General features: G+C 51.2%; 15 protein-coding genes and 2 tRNA genes. 6 read left to right on the top strand and 11 right to left on the bottom strand.

From position 1 onward, the window contains the following. Nucleotides 1–6: 6 nt before the first annotated feature. The 4 genes from I2G42_RS06005 to I2G42_RS05990 form a co-directional block, all read right to left on the bottom strand. A complete protein-coding gene (locus I2G42_RS06005) occupies nucleotides 7–861 on the bottom strand; it encodes an amino acid ABC transporter substrate-binding protein (protein WP_195530846.1) in 855 nt (284 codons plus the stop codon). A gap of 206 nt (nucleotides 862–1,067) precedes the next feature. Continuing rightward, entirely contained in the window at nucleotides 1,068–2,192 is a 1,125-nt protein-coding gene (gene alr, locus I2G42_RS06000) for an alanine racemase (protein ID WP_022463136.1), read from the bottom strand. 111 nt (nucleotides 2,193–2,303) lie between these two features. Beyond that, nucleotides 2,304–2,759 (bottom strand): Lrp/AsnC family transcriptional regulator, encoded by a 456-nt coding sequence (locus tag I2G42_RS05995; protein WP_022463135.1) that lies wholly within the window; start codon nucleotides 2,757–2,759, stop codon nucleotides 2,304–2,306. Between the two features lie 174 nt (nucleotides 2,760–2,933). Further along, nucleotides 2,934–3,200, bottom strand: a complete 267-nt coding sequence (locus I2G42_RS05990) for a 4Fe-4S dicluster domain-containing protein (RefSeq protein ID WP_158554987.1) — start codon at nucleotides 3,198–3,200, stop codon at nucleotides 2,934–2,936. 252 nt (nucleotides 3,201–3,452) lie between these two features. On the opposite strand from I2G42_RS05990, the gene I2G42_RS05985 reads away from it, so the two are divergent. From I2G42_RS05985 to I2G42_RS05965, 5 genes are all read left to right on the top strand, one after another. After that, nucleotides 3,453–3,523: transfer RNA gene (locus I2G42_RS05985), tRNA-Gly, on the top strand. 20 nt (nucleotides 3,524–3,543) lie between these two features. Beyond that, nucleotides 3,544–3,615: transfer RNA gene (locus I2G42_RS05980), tRNA-Gly, on the top strand. 82 nt (nucleotides 3,616–3,697) lie between these two features. After that, nucleotides 3,698–4,552: an NAD(+) diphosphatase gene (gene nudC / locus I2G42_RS05975; protein WP_195530845.1), complete on the top strand. Its 855-nt coding sequence runs from the start codon at nucleotides 3,698–3,700 to the stop codon at nucleotides 4,550–4,552. Nucleotides 4,553–4,667: 115 nt separating this feature from the next. Continuing rightward, nucleotides 4,668–4,985 (top strand): thioredoxin, encoded by a 318-nt coding sequence (gene trxA / locus I2G42_RS05970; RefSeq protein WP_195530844.1) that lies wholly within the window; start codon nucleotides 4,668–4,670, stop codon nucleotides 4,983–4,985. 152 nt (nucleotides 4,986–5,137) lie between these two features. After that, on the top strand, nucleotides 5,138–5,821 hold the full coding sequence (locus tag I2G42_RS05965) for a Crp/Fnr family transcriptional regulator (protein WP_055265861.1): 684 nt from the start codon (nucleotides 5,138–5,140) through the stop codon (nucleotides 5,819–5,821). 72 nt (nucleotides 5,822–5,893) lie between these two features. On the opposite strand, the gene I2G42_RS05960 is transcribed toward I2G42_RS05965, so the two are convergent. Together I2G42_RS05960 and I2G42_RS05955 are read right to left on the bottom strand one after the other, a co-directional pair. Beyond that, complete coding sequence (locus I2G42_RS05960) at nucleotides 5,894–6,922, bottom strand: S66 family peptidase (protein ID WP_195530843.1); 1,029 nt, start codon at nucleotides 6,920–6,922, stop codon at nucleotides 5,894–5,896. 13 nt (nucleotides 6,923–6,935) lie between these two features. Beyond that, nucleotides 6,936–7,631 carry a YigZ family protein gene (locus I2G42_RS05955; protein ID WP_195530842.1) on the bottom strand — a complete coding sequence of 232 codons (696 nt, stop codon included), beginning with the start codon at nucleotides 7,629–7,631 and terminating at the stop codon, nucleotides 6,936–6,938. Nucleotides 7,632–7,836: 205 nt separating this feature from the next. On the opposite strand from I2G42_RS05955, the gene I2G42_RS05950 reads away from it, so the two are divergent. Beyond that, nucleotides 7,837–10,416 (top strand): transglycosylase domain-containing protein, encoded by a 2,580-nt coding sequence (locus tag I2G42_RS05950; RefSeq protein ID WP_022463128.1) that lies wholly within the window; start codon nucleotides 7,837–7,839, stop codon nucleotides 10,414–10,416. Nucleotides 10,417–10,507: 91 nt separating this feature from the next. Here I2G42_RS05950 and I2G42_RS05945 read toward each other — a convergent pair whose 3' ends face one another. From I2G42_RS05945 to galE, 5 genes are all read right to left on the bottom strand, one after another. Then, nucleotides 10,508–11,452 carry an ROK family glucokinase gene (locus tag I2G42_RS05945; protein WP_055219753.1) on the bottom strand — a complete coding sequence of 315 codons (945 nt, stop codon included), beginning with the start codon at nucleotides 11,450–11,452 and terminating at the stop codon, nucleotides 10,508–10,510. A gap of 4 nt (nucleotides 11,453–11,456) precedes the next feature. After that, nucleotides 11,457–12,392 carry an HPr(Ser) kinase/phosphatase gene (hprK, locus tag I2G42_RS05940; RefSeq protein ID WP_055219751.1) on the bottom strand — a complete coding sequence of 312 codons (936 nt, stop codon included), beginning with the start codon at nucleotides 12,390–12,392 and terminating at the stop codon, nucleotides 11,457–11,459. Between the two features lie 94 nt (nucleotides 12,393–12,486). After that, nucleotides 12,487–14,346 (bottom strand): excinuclease ABC subunit UvrC, encoded by a 1,860-nt coding sequence (gene uvrC, locus I2G42_RS05935; RefSeq protein ID WP_055219750.1) that lies wholly within the window; start codon nucleotides 14,344–14,346, stop codon nucleotides 12,487–12,489. A 92-nt stretch (nucleotides 14,347–14,438) separates the two neighbouring features. After that, on the bottom strand, nucleotides 14,439–16,397 hold the full coding sequence (ftsH, locus tag I2G42_RS05930) for an ATP-dependent zinc metalloprotease FtsH (RefSeq protein WP_195530841.1): 1,959 nt from the start codon (nucleotides 16,395–16,397) through the stop codon (nucleotides 14,439–14,441). A gap of 187 nt (nucleotides 16,398–16,584) precedes the next feature. Further along, nucleotides 16,585–17,601 carry a UDP-glucose 4-epimerase GalE gene (gene galE / locus I2G42_RS05925; protein ID WP_022463123.1) on the bottom strand — a complete coding sequence of 339 codons (1,017 nt, stop codon included), beginning with the start codon at nucleotides 17,599–17,601 and terminating at the stop codon, nucleotides 16,585–16,587. Between the last annotated feature and the right edge of the window lie 14 nt (nucleotides 17,602–17,615).

Genomic DNA, 17,615 nt, shown 5'->3' with positions numbered 1-17,615 from the left:
GCTGCTTTACTCTCCTTTTTTCTCCAGACACACCATGTCTGCGATTCCGTATTTTTCTGCGAGCTTGCCGAATGTTCCGTCGGCCAGAACCTGCTGCAGGCCTTCGTTTACTTTATCGCAGAGCTCGGTATTTCCTTTTTTGAATCCGATCGCATATTTCTCAGAGTTCAGGTGCTCGTCGAGGATTTTGTATCCTTCTCCGCGGCTTTCCAGCTGATATTTGGCAACGCCGATATCCATGGCAACCGCATCGATGGAACCTGCCTGAAGCTCTACAAACGCATTGTTGTAATCCGGGAACTGCTGCAGAGCGGCGAAAGTATCGGCGAGTTCTTTCTGACCGCCATCTTCCTCACTCTGTAAAAGATCGAGTGCTGCGGATGCTGCCTGCACACCAACCGTCTTTCCTGCCAGATCGGACAGGCTGTTGATGCCGGAATTCTCAGATACGACCATCACCTGGCTGTTGTCCACGTACGGATCGGACCAGGTGTAATCGTCCTCTCTGCCGTTCATGGTAAAGCCGTTCCAGATGCAGTCAATCGCACCAGAATTCAGCTCGGTATCTTTCGCATCCCAGTTGATCGGGGTTTTTACCAGCTTCCAGCCGTAAATCTCGCAGACTGCCTCGGCGAGCTCCAGGTCAAATCCGGTGTAATCGCCGGTCTCATCGTCCATGTAGCCGTACGGCGGGTATTCTGCATCGAAGCCTACGGTAAAGGTTGTCGTTCCGTCTGCGGAAGAGGATGCTGCTCCTGCTGATGAGGCAGATGTTTTTGCTGTGTCTGCAGAGCCGCAGCCAGCCAGCAGGGCAGATGCACAAAAGGCTGCTGTCAAAATGCTAACCATTTTCTTTTTCATAATAATCTTCTCCTTTTCTACGTGATCATGTTATCACTGTACTACGCTAAACTAATTGGTATCCTACCATACTCCGGCACCTCCTGTCAACCCGCACCGGTTAAATAATTCAGAAAACCTGTTCCAACACAAAAAAGTCTCCGAAACGGTCAGCAGATTCTGCTTTTTTCCGTCTTCGGAGACTTTGATTTTTCTATTTTGGATAACTATTTATAAACCCTTGTTACACGGCTGCTGATATCGCAGAGCATCTCGTAATCGAAACGTGCCGCCGGGTTGGCGATCTCTTCGATCGTGATGGTCTCATCCCCGTCGGTTCCGACAAGCGTTACAACGTCCTCCACCTGCACATCCGGGATGTCGGTCACGTCCACCATCATCTGATCCATACAGATTCTTCCGATGATCGGTGCTTTTTTCCCGTGGATCAGCACACAGCCCTGGTTCGAGAGAGCTCTCGGATAGCCGTCTGCATAGCCGGCTGAAACAGTTGCGATCCGTGTCATCGGTTTCTCGGTCACATACGTGGCACCGTAGCTGACGCCGATGCCCGGGCCGACTTCCTTCACATGGATGACATGACTCTTCCAGGAAAGCGCCGGGATCAGATCGAGGCGCTCTTTTTTTACCTCCTCGGATGGGTAAATGCCGTAGGTGATGATACCGGAACGCACCATCTCAAAGCGGTGATCGTCAAATTCCATGATTCCGGCGGAGTTGCAGATATGGCGAAGCGGAATCGTCACGCCGCGCTCTGCTAAAAGTGCCGTCATCTTATCATATTTTTCCATCTGCATCGAACAGTACGTCTTGTCTTCCTGATCGGCGCAGGAGAAATGCGTAAACATACCTTCCAGCTCGATGTGCGGAAGATCCGCGATTTTTGCCGCCTCATCCGCATCGTGCTCCGTCACCTGGAAGCCGATCCGCGTCATGCCGGTATCGACCGCAAGGTGTGCTTTTGCTTTCCGGTTCTGGCGTGCTGCCTCTTTTTCGAGGGCAAGCGCCTGTGCGTAGCTGTCGATCGTCTGAGTGATGTCGTATTCCACAAGGTCGCCGTACTGGGACGGGGACACGTAGCCGAGAATCAGGATCGGCGCGGAAATGCCGTTTTCTCTGAGCTCGACAGCCTCCTCGATGGTTGCGGTTGCAAAATAATCAACCTGGTTTTCCAGATAGGATGCTACCGGAACGGCACCGTGGCCGTAGGCGTTCGCTTTTACAACGCCAAGGAGTTTCACGCCCTCCGGTAGTCTTTTTTTCACTTCTCTGATGTTATGCCCGATCGCTTCGAGTGAAATCTCTGCATAACAGCGTAAGTATCTGTTCACTTTTTTCCTTCTTTCTTTCCGTACTTTTTCTGAGACGCCAAAACGTGCCTGAAAACTCTTTCGGATTATTTTCAGACACGCTCTCGTATCAGATTCCGGCTGTGCCGGTTTTTATTTGTCCGGTCTGCGGATGGCGGAATAGATATTTTTTACATTTTTCAGCACTACATGCGTTCTTGTCGCATCGACGCCCGGAAGGCTCATCACCTGGCGGTGGATTTCTTCGAGTTCGTCGGATGAGTGACAGGAAATGCGGATAATCAAATCAAAATCTCCGGTCTGATAATAGCAGGATACGATGTACTCCAGTTTCTGGATCGCATCTGCAAAACTGTCAAAGAACTTCGGATGCTCCAGGCTGACTTCCATCAGCGCGGTCATCTCATTTCCCGTTTTCTTTTCGTCTACAATAATGGTGTATTCTTTAATCACTCCGGTTTCTTCCATTTTACGGATTCTCTCGATGACTGCAGAAACCGATAAATGAATCTCTTTGCTGATATTGGAAGCCGTCTCGCGGGCATTTTTCTGCAATATCTTCAGAATCTTATAATCAATGGCATCCATGTATTTTTCCTCCCATAAGAATTGACAGGGCTCTTCTTTCCAGATTTTAGCATAAAATTTCCCTGTCACTACCTTTCTATTATATCAAATTTTTCAGATAAGTCCAGTTTTTCCCAAAATATTTTATAGAAAGATTAGAATGCTTCTTTAAATTGCACAGATGCTCCTTTTTTCCTATTCTCCGAAGGTTTCCGCGATATCCTGCATCAGAATGCCGATCCCGAGGTGCTGCGGGCACTGCTTTTCACAGCGATAACAGTTGATGCAGTCATCGGCACGTTTGTCCTGACGCTCATACTCTGCACGAACCGCTTCGACGCCTTCCGTCGCTGTCCGGTTGTAAAGCGCAAACAAACCCGGGATGTTGATTTTTACCATGCACGGCATACAGCTCTGACAACCGGTGCAGCAAACCAGAAGTTCTGTTCCATTTTCCTGCATAGGGAAATTCCCCCTTTTTTGCTTTTCCGTTTTTCTATTATAGTACATTTCCCGTTCTGGAACAAGGCTGATCTTTGCGGACATTTTCACGCCCCTTTCACCCTGAATTTTCTCCTTTTTCAGTGTTTTGAAAATTTTTTAATTTTTTTTCAAAAAAGGGGTTGACTTTTTCTCAGCTTTCCTGTAGAATACGTTTTGTCAGTGAGGCACGGCAGTCAACAAGACAGAGAAAAAAATCAGTGCCCATCATCTGCGGGTGTAGTTCAATGGTAGAACACCAGCCTTCCAAGCTGGATACGTGGGTTCGATTCCCATCACCCGCTTCATCCAAAAGGATGTATATGCGCGAGTGGCTCAGGGGTGGAGTACAACCTTGCCAAGGTTGGGGTCGCGGGTTCGAATCCCGTCTCGCGCTCTTTTTATTACCGAAATTTCTTCACAGGAATTTCGGTTTTTTGTTTTATCAAAAACTTTTTTTACCAAGGAAAGGAGTTCTTATGATTCAGGATATCGCTCCGCATAAATATTATGTAGATTACCACCCTTCCACACCGAACGATACCGATCTCGTTTTCATCTACGGTCATCACACAATTCTGTGCAATTTTGAAGATCCGCAGATCCGCTATCCTTCGATTGCAGAAATTGCACCTGTTTTCCCGGAAATCCGGGAAAAAGCAAAATTTCTGTTCCGTATCGACGAAACCAATTACTATGAACTGCGCCGCCCGCAGCTTTCGGAATTTGATATCTGGAAATATGAAAACACACTGATTCTGCGCCGCGCCGTTCCGGGATGGCTCGGATTCGCCGGCATCACCGGCTACCAGATCCACACCTGGTACACAGACCACACCTACTGCGGCCGCTGCGGAACCAAGATGCACGCGCCCGGAAATGAACGTGCGATGCAGTGCCCATCCTGCGGCGCACTCTCCTATCCGGTGATCTGCCCAAGCGTCATTGTCGCCATCACTGATGGCGACCGCCTGCTGCTCACGAAGTATGCGCCATCCCACAGCAGCCACCGTTCCTATGCCCTCGTCGCAGGTTATACAGAAGTCGGCGAGACACTGGAACAGACGGTGCACCGCGAGGTTATGGAGGAAGTCGGATTGAAAGTCAAAAATCTGAGATACTATAAGAGTCAGCCATGGTCCTTCAGCGGTTCGCTGCTTGCCGGCTTCTATTGCGATGTAGACGGCGATCCATCCATCACCCTCGACCGCGACGAGCTCTCCACTGCCGAATGGTTTGACCGCGGTTCCCTGCCCGAAACGCCAAATCTCATCAGCCTGACCGGCGAGATGATCGAATGCTTCCGCCAGGGGAAAGAACCGAAGCAGCACTGAGAAATCACTTTGTGACTTAGTCACAGAACTTCCCGTTCTGCTGTGATATTCTACAGTCACAACAGAAAAACAGTTACCGGGAATTACCCGTACAATAAAAAGGAGGACTTCTATTATGTCATTAATTCATGTTACATCCAAAAACTTCGAAAAAGCTCTGCAGGCAGCACCTGGCGTTGCCGTTGTTGATTTCTTTGCTACCTGGTGCGGACCGTGCAAAATGCTCGCCCCGGTCATCAAAGAGGCAGCTGAGGATATGCCGGAGATCCAGTTCTACAAAGTAGACGTTGACGAAGCACCGGAGCTGGCAAGCTCCTTTAAAGTCATGAGCGTTCCGACCCTCGCTTTCTTCAAAAACGGCGAGCTCGTAAAGAAAAACGTCGGCGCCGTTTCCTATGAGGAGCTGGAAGAGCTGATTAACTCTGTAAAATAAGCAGCGTAATATTGGAAATGCAGAAAAAACGTATCGGCACAAAAACCGATACGTTTTTTCTTGCATTTCTTTCTGTTCTTTTCTATCATGGAAGAAACGGCTGCTGCCGTAGTTTACAAAAGAACGTTCTTCTTCCGAAAGGAGTTTTATTTATGTCATCTTTTCTGGAATCCTGTTTTCAGGAGCATTATCCATTTTATTCAAAGCTTACCGCCGATGAACAGCAGACACTCGTGCTCTCTTCCGTCCTGACGACATATCAGCGCGGCGATTTTCTCTACAGCTGTGACGATGACTGTCTCGGCGTTCTGCTTGTCCTCTCCGGCAAGCTCCGCATCTTTATCCAGTCCGGCGAGCAGCGGGAAATCACCCTGTTTACCACCGGTCCCGGCGAAGTCTGCACGCTGTCTGCCTCCTGTGCGATGCAGGAAATCAGCTTTGATATTCTGATTGAGGCCGAGGAGGAGACGAAAGTTCTCATCACTCCGGCCAGCACGTTCCGCAGACTGATGAATCAGAATATTTACGTTGAAAACTACATTTACCGGGAAACAACGGAGCATTTTTCCGAAGTCATGTGGGCGATGGGCCAGCTTCTCTTTACGCGGCTTGACCAGCGCCTTGCCGGATATCTCGAGGATGAACGCATCCGCACCGGTTCCCCGGTGCTCTCCACCACGCACGAGCAGATCGCGCGGAACCTCGGCAGTGCCAGAGAGGTCGTTTCCCGCACCTTAAAGTCGTTCGAGAAAGACGGCATCGTCGCACTCTCCCGCGGCACGGTCACGATTCTCGATGTCAAAAAGCTCCGCGGCATCTGCCGGATGCGCCGATAGTTCTTCTACGCGCGCAAACATTTTCCCACAGGCTCTGCCCTGCCGCTCGAGAAAATATTTTTCAAAAGCGTTCTAACGGCACTCCATCTTAATTTCAATCTCATTTCCTTCCACGGCCACCTTCGCATAACTTCCGACGATCAGCGGCATCGCCGGATGAAGGTGTCCGATGTCGAGATCCATCACGATCGGCACGTTGTATTTTCCAAGCAGATCCGTCACGGCGCGGTACTGGTCGAGTTCCCCGAATTTCTGTCCGAACTGCAGCGGGCGGCCAATCAGAAAGCCTTTCACATATTGGAACCAGCCGGCGTGCTCCATCTGCCAGATTGCGCGGCGGATCGCAAAGACGTTCAGATCGCACGCTTCCAGAAACCAGACAAAACCGTCCTCTTTATATTTTTCCACAAAATCAACCGTTCCGTCGTACTTCGTTCCAAGAATATTGACGAGACAGTCGAGACAGCCGCCGATGAGCCGTCCCTCAAATGCACTGTCCGCATCCGGGAAGCGGCGCAGAACGCGCGGTTCTGTAATCTGGTACGGCAGATACGGATTTTCCTCGCTTCTGCCCTTCACATCGTCTCTTTCCCATCCCTCATAGCCGCGGACGGTACGCACTTCTCCCGTCAGTACGCCAAACGCATCCGCTACGGATTTATGCCACGGCTCCATGCCGAAATCACTCGCACACGGACCGTAAACAGCCGCCGTATCGCAGAGGGTCGGCAGAAGATACGTAAAATGCGTATTGTCAGAATAGCCGAGATACCATTTCGCCGGTGCCTTTCTGATCTTTTCAAAATCCACGTAATCGAGATCCTCGCACATCAGCTCTCCGCCGCCGCAGGATATCAGACAGTCATTCTTCTCACTGACATAATATTCCGTCAGTTCTTTTCCGCACTCCTCCGGCGCCGCACTGATGCCGATGCCGTGGTCCGCATAGCAGTTTGGCCCAAGATCCAGCTGATATCCCATCTCTTTCCATTTTTTCTGCGCATTTGCAAACGCGGACTTGTATGGCTCTGTTGTGCATCCAAACGATGGTGCCACAAAGCCGATCGTTCCGCCCTTTTTCAGATTTTCCGGAAACCTCATGTCGTATCCTCCTTTATCCTAATTCTTCTGCCTCCAGATTCTTATACTGCGTCAGCGCATCCCCGAAGATCAGCTCTCCGTCGTTCTGCGCAAAGTACAGCTCCTCTTCTTTTTCCAGTTTTGCCTTTCCGTTCGTCCCCTCGGTAATCTCCGCGCAGAGACGGTCCACCTCCGTTTTCGGAACGAGAACGCGGATTTTCACCTGATCGGTGTACTCGGATTCCAGAATCGGAATCCCCCGCTGCCCGAGCAGATACTGGATTTTACCGATGCCGTTGTAATCCGTCTCAATCAACAGCCGCACGCCGCAGATCTCGTCAATCAGAACACTGTTTGCCAGCCCCTCCTGCACCGCCTGCGAGTACGCGCGCACCAGGCCGCCCGTTCCCAGCAGCGTACCGCCGAAATACCGCGTCACCACAACAAGCACATTGCGGAGGCCTGCTCCCTGTACCACATCGAGCATCGGCCGCCCTGCCGTGCCGGAAGGCTCCCCGTCGTCGCTGCAGCGCACCGTCTCCTGATTTTCTCCAATAATATACACAAAACAGTTATGCCGCGCATCCCAGTATTTTTTCCGCAGAGCTTCCAGGCAGGAAAGTGCCTCCTCCTCAGATTCCACCAGACGCACCGTCGAAATAAAACGTGATTTCTTCTCCACGATTTCCCCGGTTCCACCCCGGTAAACCGTCCGAAACTGATCGATCATATGTCCTTACTCCTTCATCCAAATATGTACCTATCTTACCATATCATTTCTGAAAAATCAGCATTCTTTTCAGAAATACTTTTATTCCAGCCCTTTGTTTGGTATAATAAAAATAAGTATACCCTGCTTTTTGCAGGGCAGGAACACCATTAATTACTGAACTGAATCAGTTTTGCAGGAACATGACATAAGGAGGATTTTCTATATGCACTTTGGAAAAAGTCATCTGGAAGACAAACGTGAAGATCTGCGGTCCCATTACGGAAAGATTGAAAAGACGGCCGGCGTGACGGCGCTGCGCATCGCGTTCTGTCTTCTTCTTGTCGTTCTCGTCTGCGGTGCCGGGCTTGTGATCGGCGCTGTCCGCGGCGTGATCGACAGTGCCCCTGATATCTCGGAGGCAAATATCATGCCGCTCGGCAACGCGTCGTTTATCTACGATGCTGACGGCAACCAGGTACAGAAGCTGACCGGGGCTCAGGGAAACCGTGTCTCGATTTCGATTGAGGAAATTCCGCTCGATATGCAGCACGCGATCGTCGCGGTTGAGGATGCCCGTTTTTATGAGCACAACGGCATCGATCCAAGCGGTATCATCCGTGCTTTCGTTGTCGGCGTCAGCCACGGCTTTCATTTTACCGAGGGCGCCAGCACGATCACACAGCAGCTCTTAAAAAACAATGTTTTCACCGACTGGATGGAAGAGACGCGGATGCAGAGCTTCAAGCGGAAGATCCAGGAACAGTACCTGGCGCTGAAGCTGGAAAAAACACTGACCGCAGAGGGTGAAAACGCCAAAGACGTTATTCTGGAAAATTATCTGAATACGATCAACTTAGGTTCCGGCTGCTACGGTGTCCAGACGGCAGCGCAGACGTATTTCGGAAAGGATGCAAAAGATCTGACGCTCTCTGAATGCGCCGTTCTTGCCGCAATTCCAAAGGCGCCGACGGCATATAATCCGAAAAACCACCCGGAGAAAAACCAGCAGCGCCGCGACAAGATCCTGAACAACATGAAAGAGCAGGGCTACATCACCGAAGAAGAATACACCATTGCCATGAACGACAATGTTTACGACCGCATCGCCATGCACACGCAGTCCCAGGCGGAGAGCGCGCCGTACTCCTACTTTATCGATGAAGTCATCACCAACCTGATCAACGATCTGATGGTACAGAAAGGCTACACCGAAGTGCAGGCAAAGAACGTTGTCTACAGCGGCGGCCTCAAAATCTATACCACACAGGATTCCTACATGCAGTCGATTCTCGATACGGAATTCCAGAATCCGGAGAACTTCCCGGCGAACACGCAGATCGGTCTCGACTGGGCGCTCACCGTAGAGCAGGCAGACGGCGAGGTACAGAACTACAGCAAAGAGATGCTGCAGCTCTACTTCCGCAACAGCGATCCGAATTTCGATCTGCTCTTTGACTCCCAGGAGGAGGCACAGAGCTATATCGACCAGTACAAAGCCGCTATCATGCAGGAGGGCGATACGATTGTTGCCGAGCGCAGCAGCTTCACCCCGCAGCCGCAGGCGTGCATGACCGTTATGGATCAGCGCACCGGCTACGTGAAAGCCATCGTCGGCGGACGCGGCGAAAAAACAGCAAGTCTTACCTTCAACCGCGCAACCGATAATTATTCCCAGCCGGGTTCCACGTTTAAGATTCTTTCCGCGTACGGACCGGCGCTCGACCTTGGAAAGATTACACTCGCTACGGTAATTAAGGATGAGCCGTTCAACTACAGCGACGGCACACCGCTGCAGAACTCGGATCTTACCTACCATGGTGATGTTACCGTCCGCCAGGCGATCATCAATTCCATCAATATCCCGGCCGTCAAGGTACTGACCGAGCTTACGCCGAAGGTCGGCTTTGATTATCTGAAGAAGCTTGGTTTTTCCAAACTCTCCGAGGAATACGATGTGATCCAGCCGCTGGCTCTCGGCGGTATCACCTACGGTGTCAGTGATCTCGAACTGACGGCAGCCTACGCGGCAATCGCAGACGGCGGCCAGTACCGCAAGCCGGTGTTCTACACAAAGGTTACCGACAGCAAGGGAAATGTTTTAATTGACAACACAGAAAACAAGGCAACGCAGGTCTTCAAGGCAAGCACTGCCTCCCTCCTCACCAATGCCATGGAGGATGTTCTGGAAAAAGGTACCGGTGTTGCCGCCCGCCTCGACAATATGCACGCAGCCGGAAAAACCGGTACGACGAACGAGGCCAAGGATCTCGTCTTTGCAGGCTTTACACCATATTATACCGCTGCCATCTGGGCAACGTATGATACACACGCGGAGTTTCCGGAGAGCGACCGTGAATTCCACAAACGTCTCTGGGCAAAGGTCATGAATGAAATCCACGAAGGCCTTGCCGATATGGATTTCGAAACTTCCGCAACAGTACAGGAGGCAACGATCTGTACGAAGACCGGCCTGCTCGCCCGCTCAAGCTGCCCGTCCATCACCGAATACTTTGCGGTATCCGATCTGCCGACCGAGCGTTGCAAGGGCCACTACACCGCGCCGACCTCAACACCGACGCCGACCAGAACCCCTTCTGCAGCATCAACTCCGCAGGCAACCCCGACACCGACGGAGGCACCGCAGGAAACTCCGGCTCCGCCCGAAACACCTGCCGATCCGCCTTCTAATACACCAGAAACTCCCGACACACCGGATACCCCTGATGCACCGTCAGAACCGGATACCCCGGCGGAGACATCGGAAGTACAGCCGCAGTCCGAAGAGAGCGGCTCTTCCGAATAGCTTTTTCAGTCAGTCTATGCACAAAAAACCGGCCCTCTGGCATATGCCAGCAGGACCGGTTTTTCTATACTTCTTTTTCCATCTGAATCAATTAGTCAATCAGCATTTTTGCTGCGCCGTAGATACCAGCATCGTTTCCAAGGGAAGCGAGTACGATCGGGGTATCTTTGCATGCGATGAATGCTGCTTCACGGTAGTATTTAGCTACGCCGTCGATCAGGATCTGGCCTGCTTTGGATACACCGCCGCCGACTACGATAACTTCCGGGTCAACAACGCATGCGAATACTGCAAGTGCTCTTCCGAGGTACGCGGAGAACTCCTGAACGATTGCTTCTGCTGCTGCATCGCCTTCTTTTAATGCATCAAAGACAGCTTTTGCACTGATGGACTCTCCTCTTTCTCTTAAAGAAGACGGAGTATCATGGGATGCCAGATATTTCTTTGCCAGACGAACGATACCGGTTGCAGATGTCATCTGCTCGAGGCATCCGTGGTTTCCGCAGTTGCAGACCGCTTCTTCTTCCGGATCAACACATGCATGACCAACCTCGCCGCCTGCGCCGTGAGCACCTGCTACGATCTTGCCGTCCACGATGATTCCGCCGCCGACACCGGTTCCAAGGGTAACCATAACCAGGTTCTTGCTTCCCTTTCCGCCGCCTGCCCACATCTCACCGAGAGCTGCTGCGTTTGCGTCGTTTGCTGCTTTTACTGCCATTCCGCCGAGTTCGTCGGAAAGCTCTTTTACGATATTTTTATATCCCCAGTTCAGGTTGACTGCGATGGAAAGCTCACCTTTGTCATTAACCGGGCCAGGTACGTCGATGCCGACACCGGCAACATCATCTGCTGCGATGCCCTTCTCACCCATTTTTGCTTTTACGCTTTTTGCGATATCCGGCAGAATTTCGCTTCCGCCGTTTTCGGTGCGGGTCGGGATTTCCCATTTTTCCAACAGAGTTCCGTCTGTCTGGAACAGTCCGCATTTTACTGAAGTACCCCCAACATCGATTCCAAATACATAGTTTGCCATTTTCTTACTTCTCCTCTCTTTTTTTCACTAAGTTAGCCTGTACACGGCGGTACAGCTCCTGTGCGGCATTGTAGCCCATCTTCTTCTGTCTGTGGTTGACAGCAGCAGTTTCTACGATGATCGCCAGGTTACGGCCCGGACGGATCGGAAGGGAATGGCAGACAACCTTGTTTCCAAGGAACTCAATATACTCTTCTTCCAGGCCCAGACGGTCGTATTCTTTCTCTTTGTCCCACTCTTCAAGCTTGATAACAAGGTCGATAGACTGGGTATCCTTTACGCTCTCGACACCAAACAGCGTCTTGACGTCGATGATACCGATACCACGCAGCTCGATAAAGTGACGCGTGATATCCGGTGCCGTTCCGACCAGCGTAATGTCGCTGACACGGCTGATTTCAACCACATCATCGCTGACGAGACGATGGCCTCGTTTGATCAGCTCCAGTGCAGCCTCGCTCTTTCCGATTCCGCTCTCGCCCATGATCAGAACGCCCTCGCCGAATACATCGACCAGCACGCCGTGGATGGAGATCATCGGGGCAAGCTGGACATTCAGCCAGCGGATGATTTCAGCCATGAAAACGGAAGTCGATTTGTCTACCGCAAAGGCCGGTACCTGATAACGATTGCACAGCTCCAGAATTTCCGGTCCCGGAATCATCTTCGTGGTGAAAATGACACATGGGATCTTGCGGCTTACAAACTCTTCAAACGCGCGGACGCGCTCGCCCTCTTCAAGATGCTGCAGATACGTGAACTCTACATAACCGATGATCTGCACACGCTCATTGGCAAAATGCTCATAGTAACCGGTCAGCTGCAGTGCAGGACGGTTGATATCCGGTGTGGCAATGACAAGATCTGTCATATCAACCTCTGGTGTCAGGTTGCGGAGATCCATTTCCTCCACCATTTTGGTCATTTCAATTTCTTTCATTTTCCTGTCCTCCGACTTCATTCGACGTCTTTTTAAATCCGTCTCTTCTATGATTTTAGCACAATAAAGCATCACGGGCAACCTAGAAATTTAACTATTTTGACGAATCCTCATTTTCCTCCTGTGCAGGTGCGTGAAAGAATGTGTAAACCTGCTCCGCCGCCTTTTTATTCATGCCCGGAAGTCCGGAAAGTTCTTCCACGGTTGCCGCCTTGATATCATCAATTCCCTGAAAATGACGCATCAGCTCTTTCCGTCTTGTCGGCCCGATGCCCGGGATGTCGTCGAGAATCGAGTGGACCTGGCCCTTGCTTCGCAGCAGGCGGTGGTATTCGATTGCAAAGCGGTGCGCCTCGTCCTGCACGCGTGTGATCAGTTTGAAGCCCTCGCTGTTCCGGTCGATCGGGATTTCCACGTTTCGGAAATACAGACCCCTCGTGCGGTGCTTGTCGTCCTTTACCATACCGCAGACCGGAATCGCAAGATCCATTTCTTCAAGCACCTCAAGCGCAATGTTGACCTGGCCGCGTCCGCCGTCCATCATGATCAGGTCCGGCAGCCGCTCGAAACCGCTGTCCTCCTGGATGCCGCGCAGAAAACGGCGGCTTAAGACCTCTTTCATACTGGCGTAATCGTTCGGTCCCTCGACGGATTTGATCTTGAATTTTCGGTAATCGGCGCGCTTTGGCTTTCCTTTCTCGTAGACGATCATCGAGCCGACCGACTGGAAACCGCTGATATTGGAGATATCGTACGCCTCGATACGGTCGATCGACGGCAGGTTCAGCCATCTGGCGATCTCTTTTACGGCACCGACCGTCCGACCCTCTTCCCGCTTGATCCGCTCGCGGTCCTGGTCGAGAACAATCTGTGCGTTCCGCTCTGCCAGTTCCACCATTTTTTCCTTGCTGCCCTTTTTCGGCACGCGGATGCGGACCTTCTGGCCCCGTTTGCTGCTTAAATACTCTTCCATCAGCTCCTGCTCGGCAATCTCCTCGGAAATCATGATTTCCCGCGGAATGAACGGCGTGCCGGAATAGAACTGTTTCATAAACGTGAGCAGCACCTCGCTTTTCTGCTCCTCCTCGCCGATCCGCAGATAATAATGCTCCCGCCCGATCAGCTTTCCGTTCCGGATAAAGAAGACCTGCGCCACTGCATCCTCTTTGTCCATCGCAAGCGCAATGACATCCTTGTCCTCGCCGTCACTGTTCGTAATCTTCTGCCGCTCGCCGATCCTGCGCACGCTGTCGATCAGATCACGGTACTCCGCCGCCTGCTCGAACCGCATCTCCTCAGCCGCCTCCGTCATTTTTCCAGTCAGCTCTTTGATAATGTCATTGTAATTTCCATTCAAAAAACTGATCGCCTTTTTGATCTGCTCGCCGTACTCTTCTTTGGAAATGTATCCCTGGCACGGCGCCTTACACTGGTGGATGTGATAGTAAAGACACGGGCGGTCCTTGCCGATCTCCTTTGGCAGGCTCTTATTGCAGGAACGGATATCGTACAGCTTCCGCAACAGTTCGATCGTATCTTTCACAGCTCCGGCGCTCGTGTACGGGCCGAAATATTTCGCCTTGTCCTTCTTCATCTGATGGGAAAACAGAATGCGTGGAAAATCCTCGTTCACGGTCACCTTAATGTACGGGTACGCCTTGTCATCTTTCAGCATCGTATTGTATTTCGGACGGTGCTCTTTGATAAGGTTGCACTCCAGCACGAGCGCCTCCAGTTCGGAATCCGTCACAATATACTCAAAGCGGGCGATATGCGTGACCATCCGCTCAATCTTCGGCCCTTTGTTGCGGCTCGTCTGGAAATACTGGCGGACACGGTTTTTCAGCGAAATCGCCTTTCCTACGTAGATAATTGTATCGTCCGCGTCGTGCATCAGATAGACGCCGGGTTTCCCCGGCAGTTTTTTCAGTTCTTCCTGGATATCAAACGCCATATGACCCTCCTCTTTTTGGGACTGTAATGTTGAAAATGCCCAGCGTGCAGAGATCGTTTTCTCTGCTCCCGCCGGGCCTTTTCGCTTTCTTTTTATACTTCTGGATTTACGGTAAAATCCGCCTCCGGAAGTGCTGTATTTTCTGTTTCTGTATTTTCTGGATTTTCAACCGCTTCTTCCACGTTTCCATTCCGTTTTGCAATCACCTGATGAAAAATCTCCATAAATTCTTTTCCGGTGATCGTCTCTTTCTGGATCAGGTAAGCTGCGATTTCATCCATCGCATCGCGGTTAGCTGCCAGAAGTTCTTTTGCCTGCTCATACGACTCTTTCAAGATCTTCATGACCTCGTGGTCGATTTCGGTTGCTGTGGCATCGCCGCAGTTTAAGACCATTCTTCCGTCGAGGTACTGATTCTGCTGGGTCGCAAGACCGATCAGACCGAATTTCTCCGACATACCGTACTGCGTGATCATCGCGCGGACAATCTTCGTCGCTTTCTCGATATCATTCGAAGCTCCCGTTGTCACGTTGCCGAATACGATCTCCTCTGCCGCTCTTCCACCGAGGCACTCGACGATCATCGCCTCGAGTTCGCTCTTCGTGTTAAGGTATTTCTCCTCCTCCGGCACCTGCATGACGTAGCCGAGCGCACCCATCGTACGCGGCACAATCGTGATTTTCTGTACCGGCTCGGAATCCTTCCGCAATGCAGTAACAAGTGCGTGGCCTACCTCGTGGTAGGAAACGATCTTTCGCTCTTCCTGGCTTAAGATGCGGTCCTTCTTCTCTTTTCCGACGAGGACAACCTCGACTGCCTCGAGAAGATCCTTCTGGGAAACAGCTTTTCTTCCGTTCTTGACCGCAAGAATCGCTGCCTCGTTGATCATATTTGCAAGATCAGAACCAACGGCTCCCGATGTCGCAAGTGCGATGCCGTCGAGATCAACCGTCTCATCGAGCGATACGTTCTTGGCGTGTACTTTCAGGATTTCCACACGGCCTTTCAGGTCCGGTCTTTCTACGATAATCCGGCGGTCAAAACGGCCTGGACGCAGCAGCGCCGGATCAAGAACCTCCGGGCGGTTTGTGGCCGCAAGGATCAGAATACCCTTGGAGCTGTCGAATCCGTCCATCTCGGCGAGGAGCTGGTTTAACGTCTGCTCCCGCTCGTCGTTGCTGTTGTAGCTGTTGTCACGGCTCTTTCCGATCGCATCGATCTCATCGATAAAGATGATGCACGGTGCGTTTTTCTTTGCTTCCTCAAACAGGTCACGCACACGCGATGCACCGACACCGACGAACATCTCGACAAATTCCGAAGCGGACATCGAGAAAAACGGTACGTGCGCCTCACCGGCTACGGCTTTGGCAAGCAGTGTTTTTCCGGTTCCAGGAGGGCCTACAAGAAGCGCTCCTTTCGGAAGTTTTGCACCGATTGTCGTGTATTTTCCAGGGTTATGCAGGAAATCCACAACCTCCTGGAGCGATTCTTTTGCCTCGTCCTGTCCCGCAACATCGCGGAATGTCACGCCGGTTTCTTTCTGTACGTAGGCCTTTGCTCTGCTCTTTCCTACGCCCATGACTCCGCCGCCTTTGTTCATGCTGCGCATCACCCATACCATGACAGCGACAAGCATCACAACCGGCAGAATGACGGTCAGCAATGTGTAAATGATCGTTCCGGTAGAATCCGGCGGATCTTTGTGGTACGTAATGCCTTTCTCCTGTAACAGATCGACCAGCTCCTGCTCATCTCCCATCATCGTTACCTGATAGGTGATTCCCTCCGATTTCTGGTCTTTCGGCGTTACGGTCAGTGTTCCCGATTTCAAGACAACTTCCTGCACTTCATCGTTGTTTACCATGTCCAGGAATTTGCTATAGTCAAGATCCTCGGAAGTAATTCCCCCAAGGGCATTGTTCAGAAGTCCCATCACCATCAGGCTGACGAGGAGGCAGATCAGGATAATGAGTATCGTCTGTCTGTTTTTCGGTCCTCCCCCGGAGCCGTTTTCTGGTTCCCGGTTCTGATTTTTTCTATCGTCCATGCTTTTCCTCCTTGTATGTCAAACCGCCCCTCTTTTTTTACGGACACTTTAACTCTTACATTATATCGGATTCCCTCTTAATTAGCAAGCCGGACTTTGTGAAAAAAGACTGAATTTATCTATACAAAAACGGCCCGCCGACACTCTTTCAAGTATCGGCGGACCGCCAGATAACACTCACATTACATTAGTCGTTATATCCGTTCGGATTCTTCTGCTGCCAGTTCCAGGAATCGGCACACATCTCCTCGATGCCGTACTCAGCCTCCCAGCCAAGCTCCTCTTTTGCTTTGTCGCATTTGGAGTAGCAGGTTGCGATATCACCGTCACGGCGCGGTTTGATTTCGTATTTCAGCGGATGGCCGCATGCTTTCTCGAATGCGTGGATCACATCGAGTACGCTGTAGCCTTTGCCGGTTCCGAGGTTGTAAATGGAAACGCCCTCGTTGTCAGCCAGTTTCTGGATGGCTTTTACATGGCCGCGTGCCAGGTCAACAACATGGATGTAATCGCGGACACCAGTTCCATCCGGAGTATCGTAATCATCACCGAAAACGCCGATGCACTCGAGTTTTCCGATGGCAACCTGTGCGACATACGGAAGCAGGTTGTTCGGGATGCCCTTCGGATCCTCTCCGATAAGGCCGCTCTTATGCGCTCCGATCGGGTTGAAGTAACGAAGCAGGATAACATTCCATTCCGGATCTGCGGTGTGGATGTCGGTCAGAACCTGCTCGAGCATGCTTTTTGTCCAGCCGTATGGGTTGGTCGGGGTTCCCTTCGGGCACTCCTCGGTGATCGGAATCTGTGCCGGATTGCCGTATACGGTTGCAGAAGAACTGAAGATGATGTTCTTTACGCCGTGGTTTCTCATCTCATCGCAGAGAATCAGGGTTCCGGTCATGTTGTTGTGATAATATTCAATCGGTTTATGTACGGACTCGCCGACTGCTTTTAAGCCTGCGAAATGGATGACAGCGTCAATTTTCTCGTTGTCGAAAATTTTCTTTACGCCTTCGCGGTCCAGCATATCGGTTTTGTAGAAGGTTACTTTCTTTCCGGTAATCTGTTCTACACGCTCGATGGCTTTCTCGCTTGCATTGTAAAGGTTGTCCATGACAACAACGTCATAGCCTGCGTTCAGCAGTTCCACACAGGTGTGGCTTCCAATATAGCCTGCACCGCCAGTAACTAAGATTTTCATTTTTGTATCCTCCA

The sequence above is a fragment of the Fusicatenibacter saccharivorans genome, from assembly GCF_015557635.1.
Classification (GTDB): Bacteria; Bacillota; Clostridia; order Lachnospirales; family Lachnospiraceae; genus Fusicatenibacter; species Fusicatenibacter saccharivorans.
This window is presented reverse-complemented; position numbering and strand designations above follow the sequence as displayed.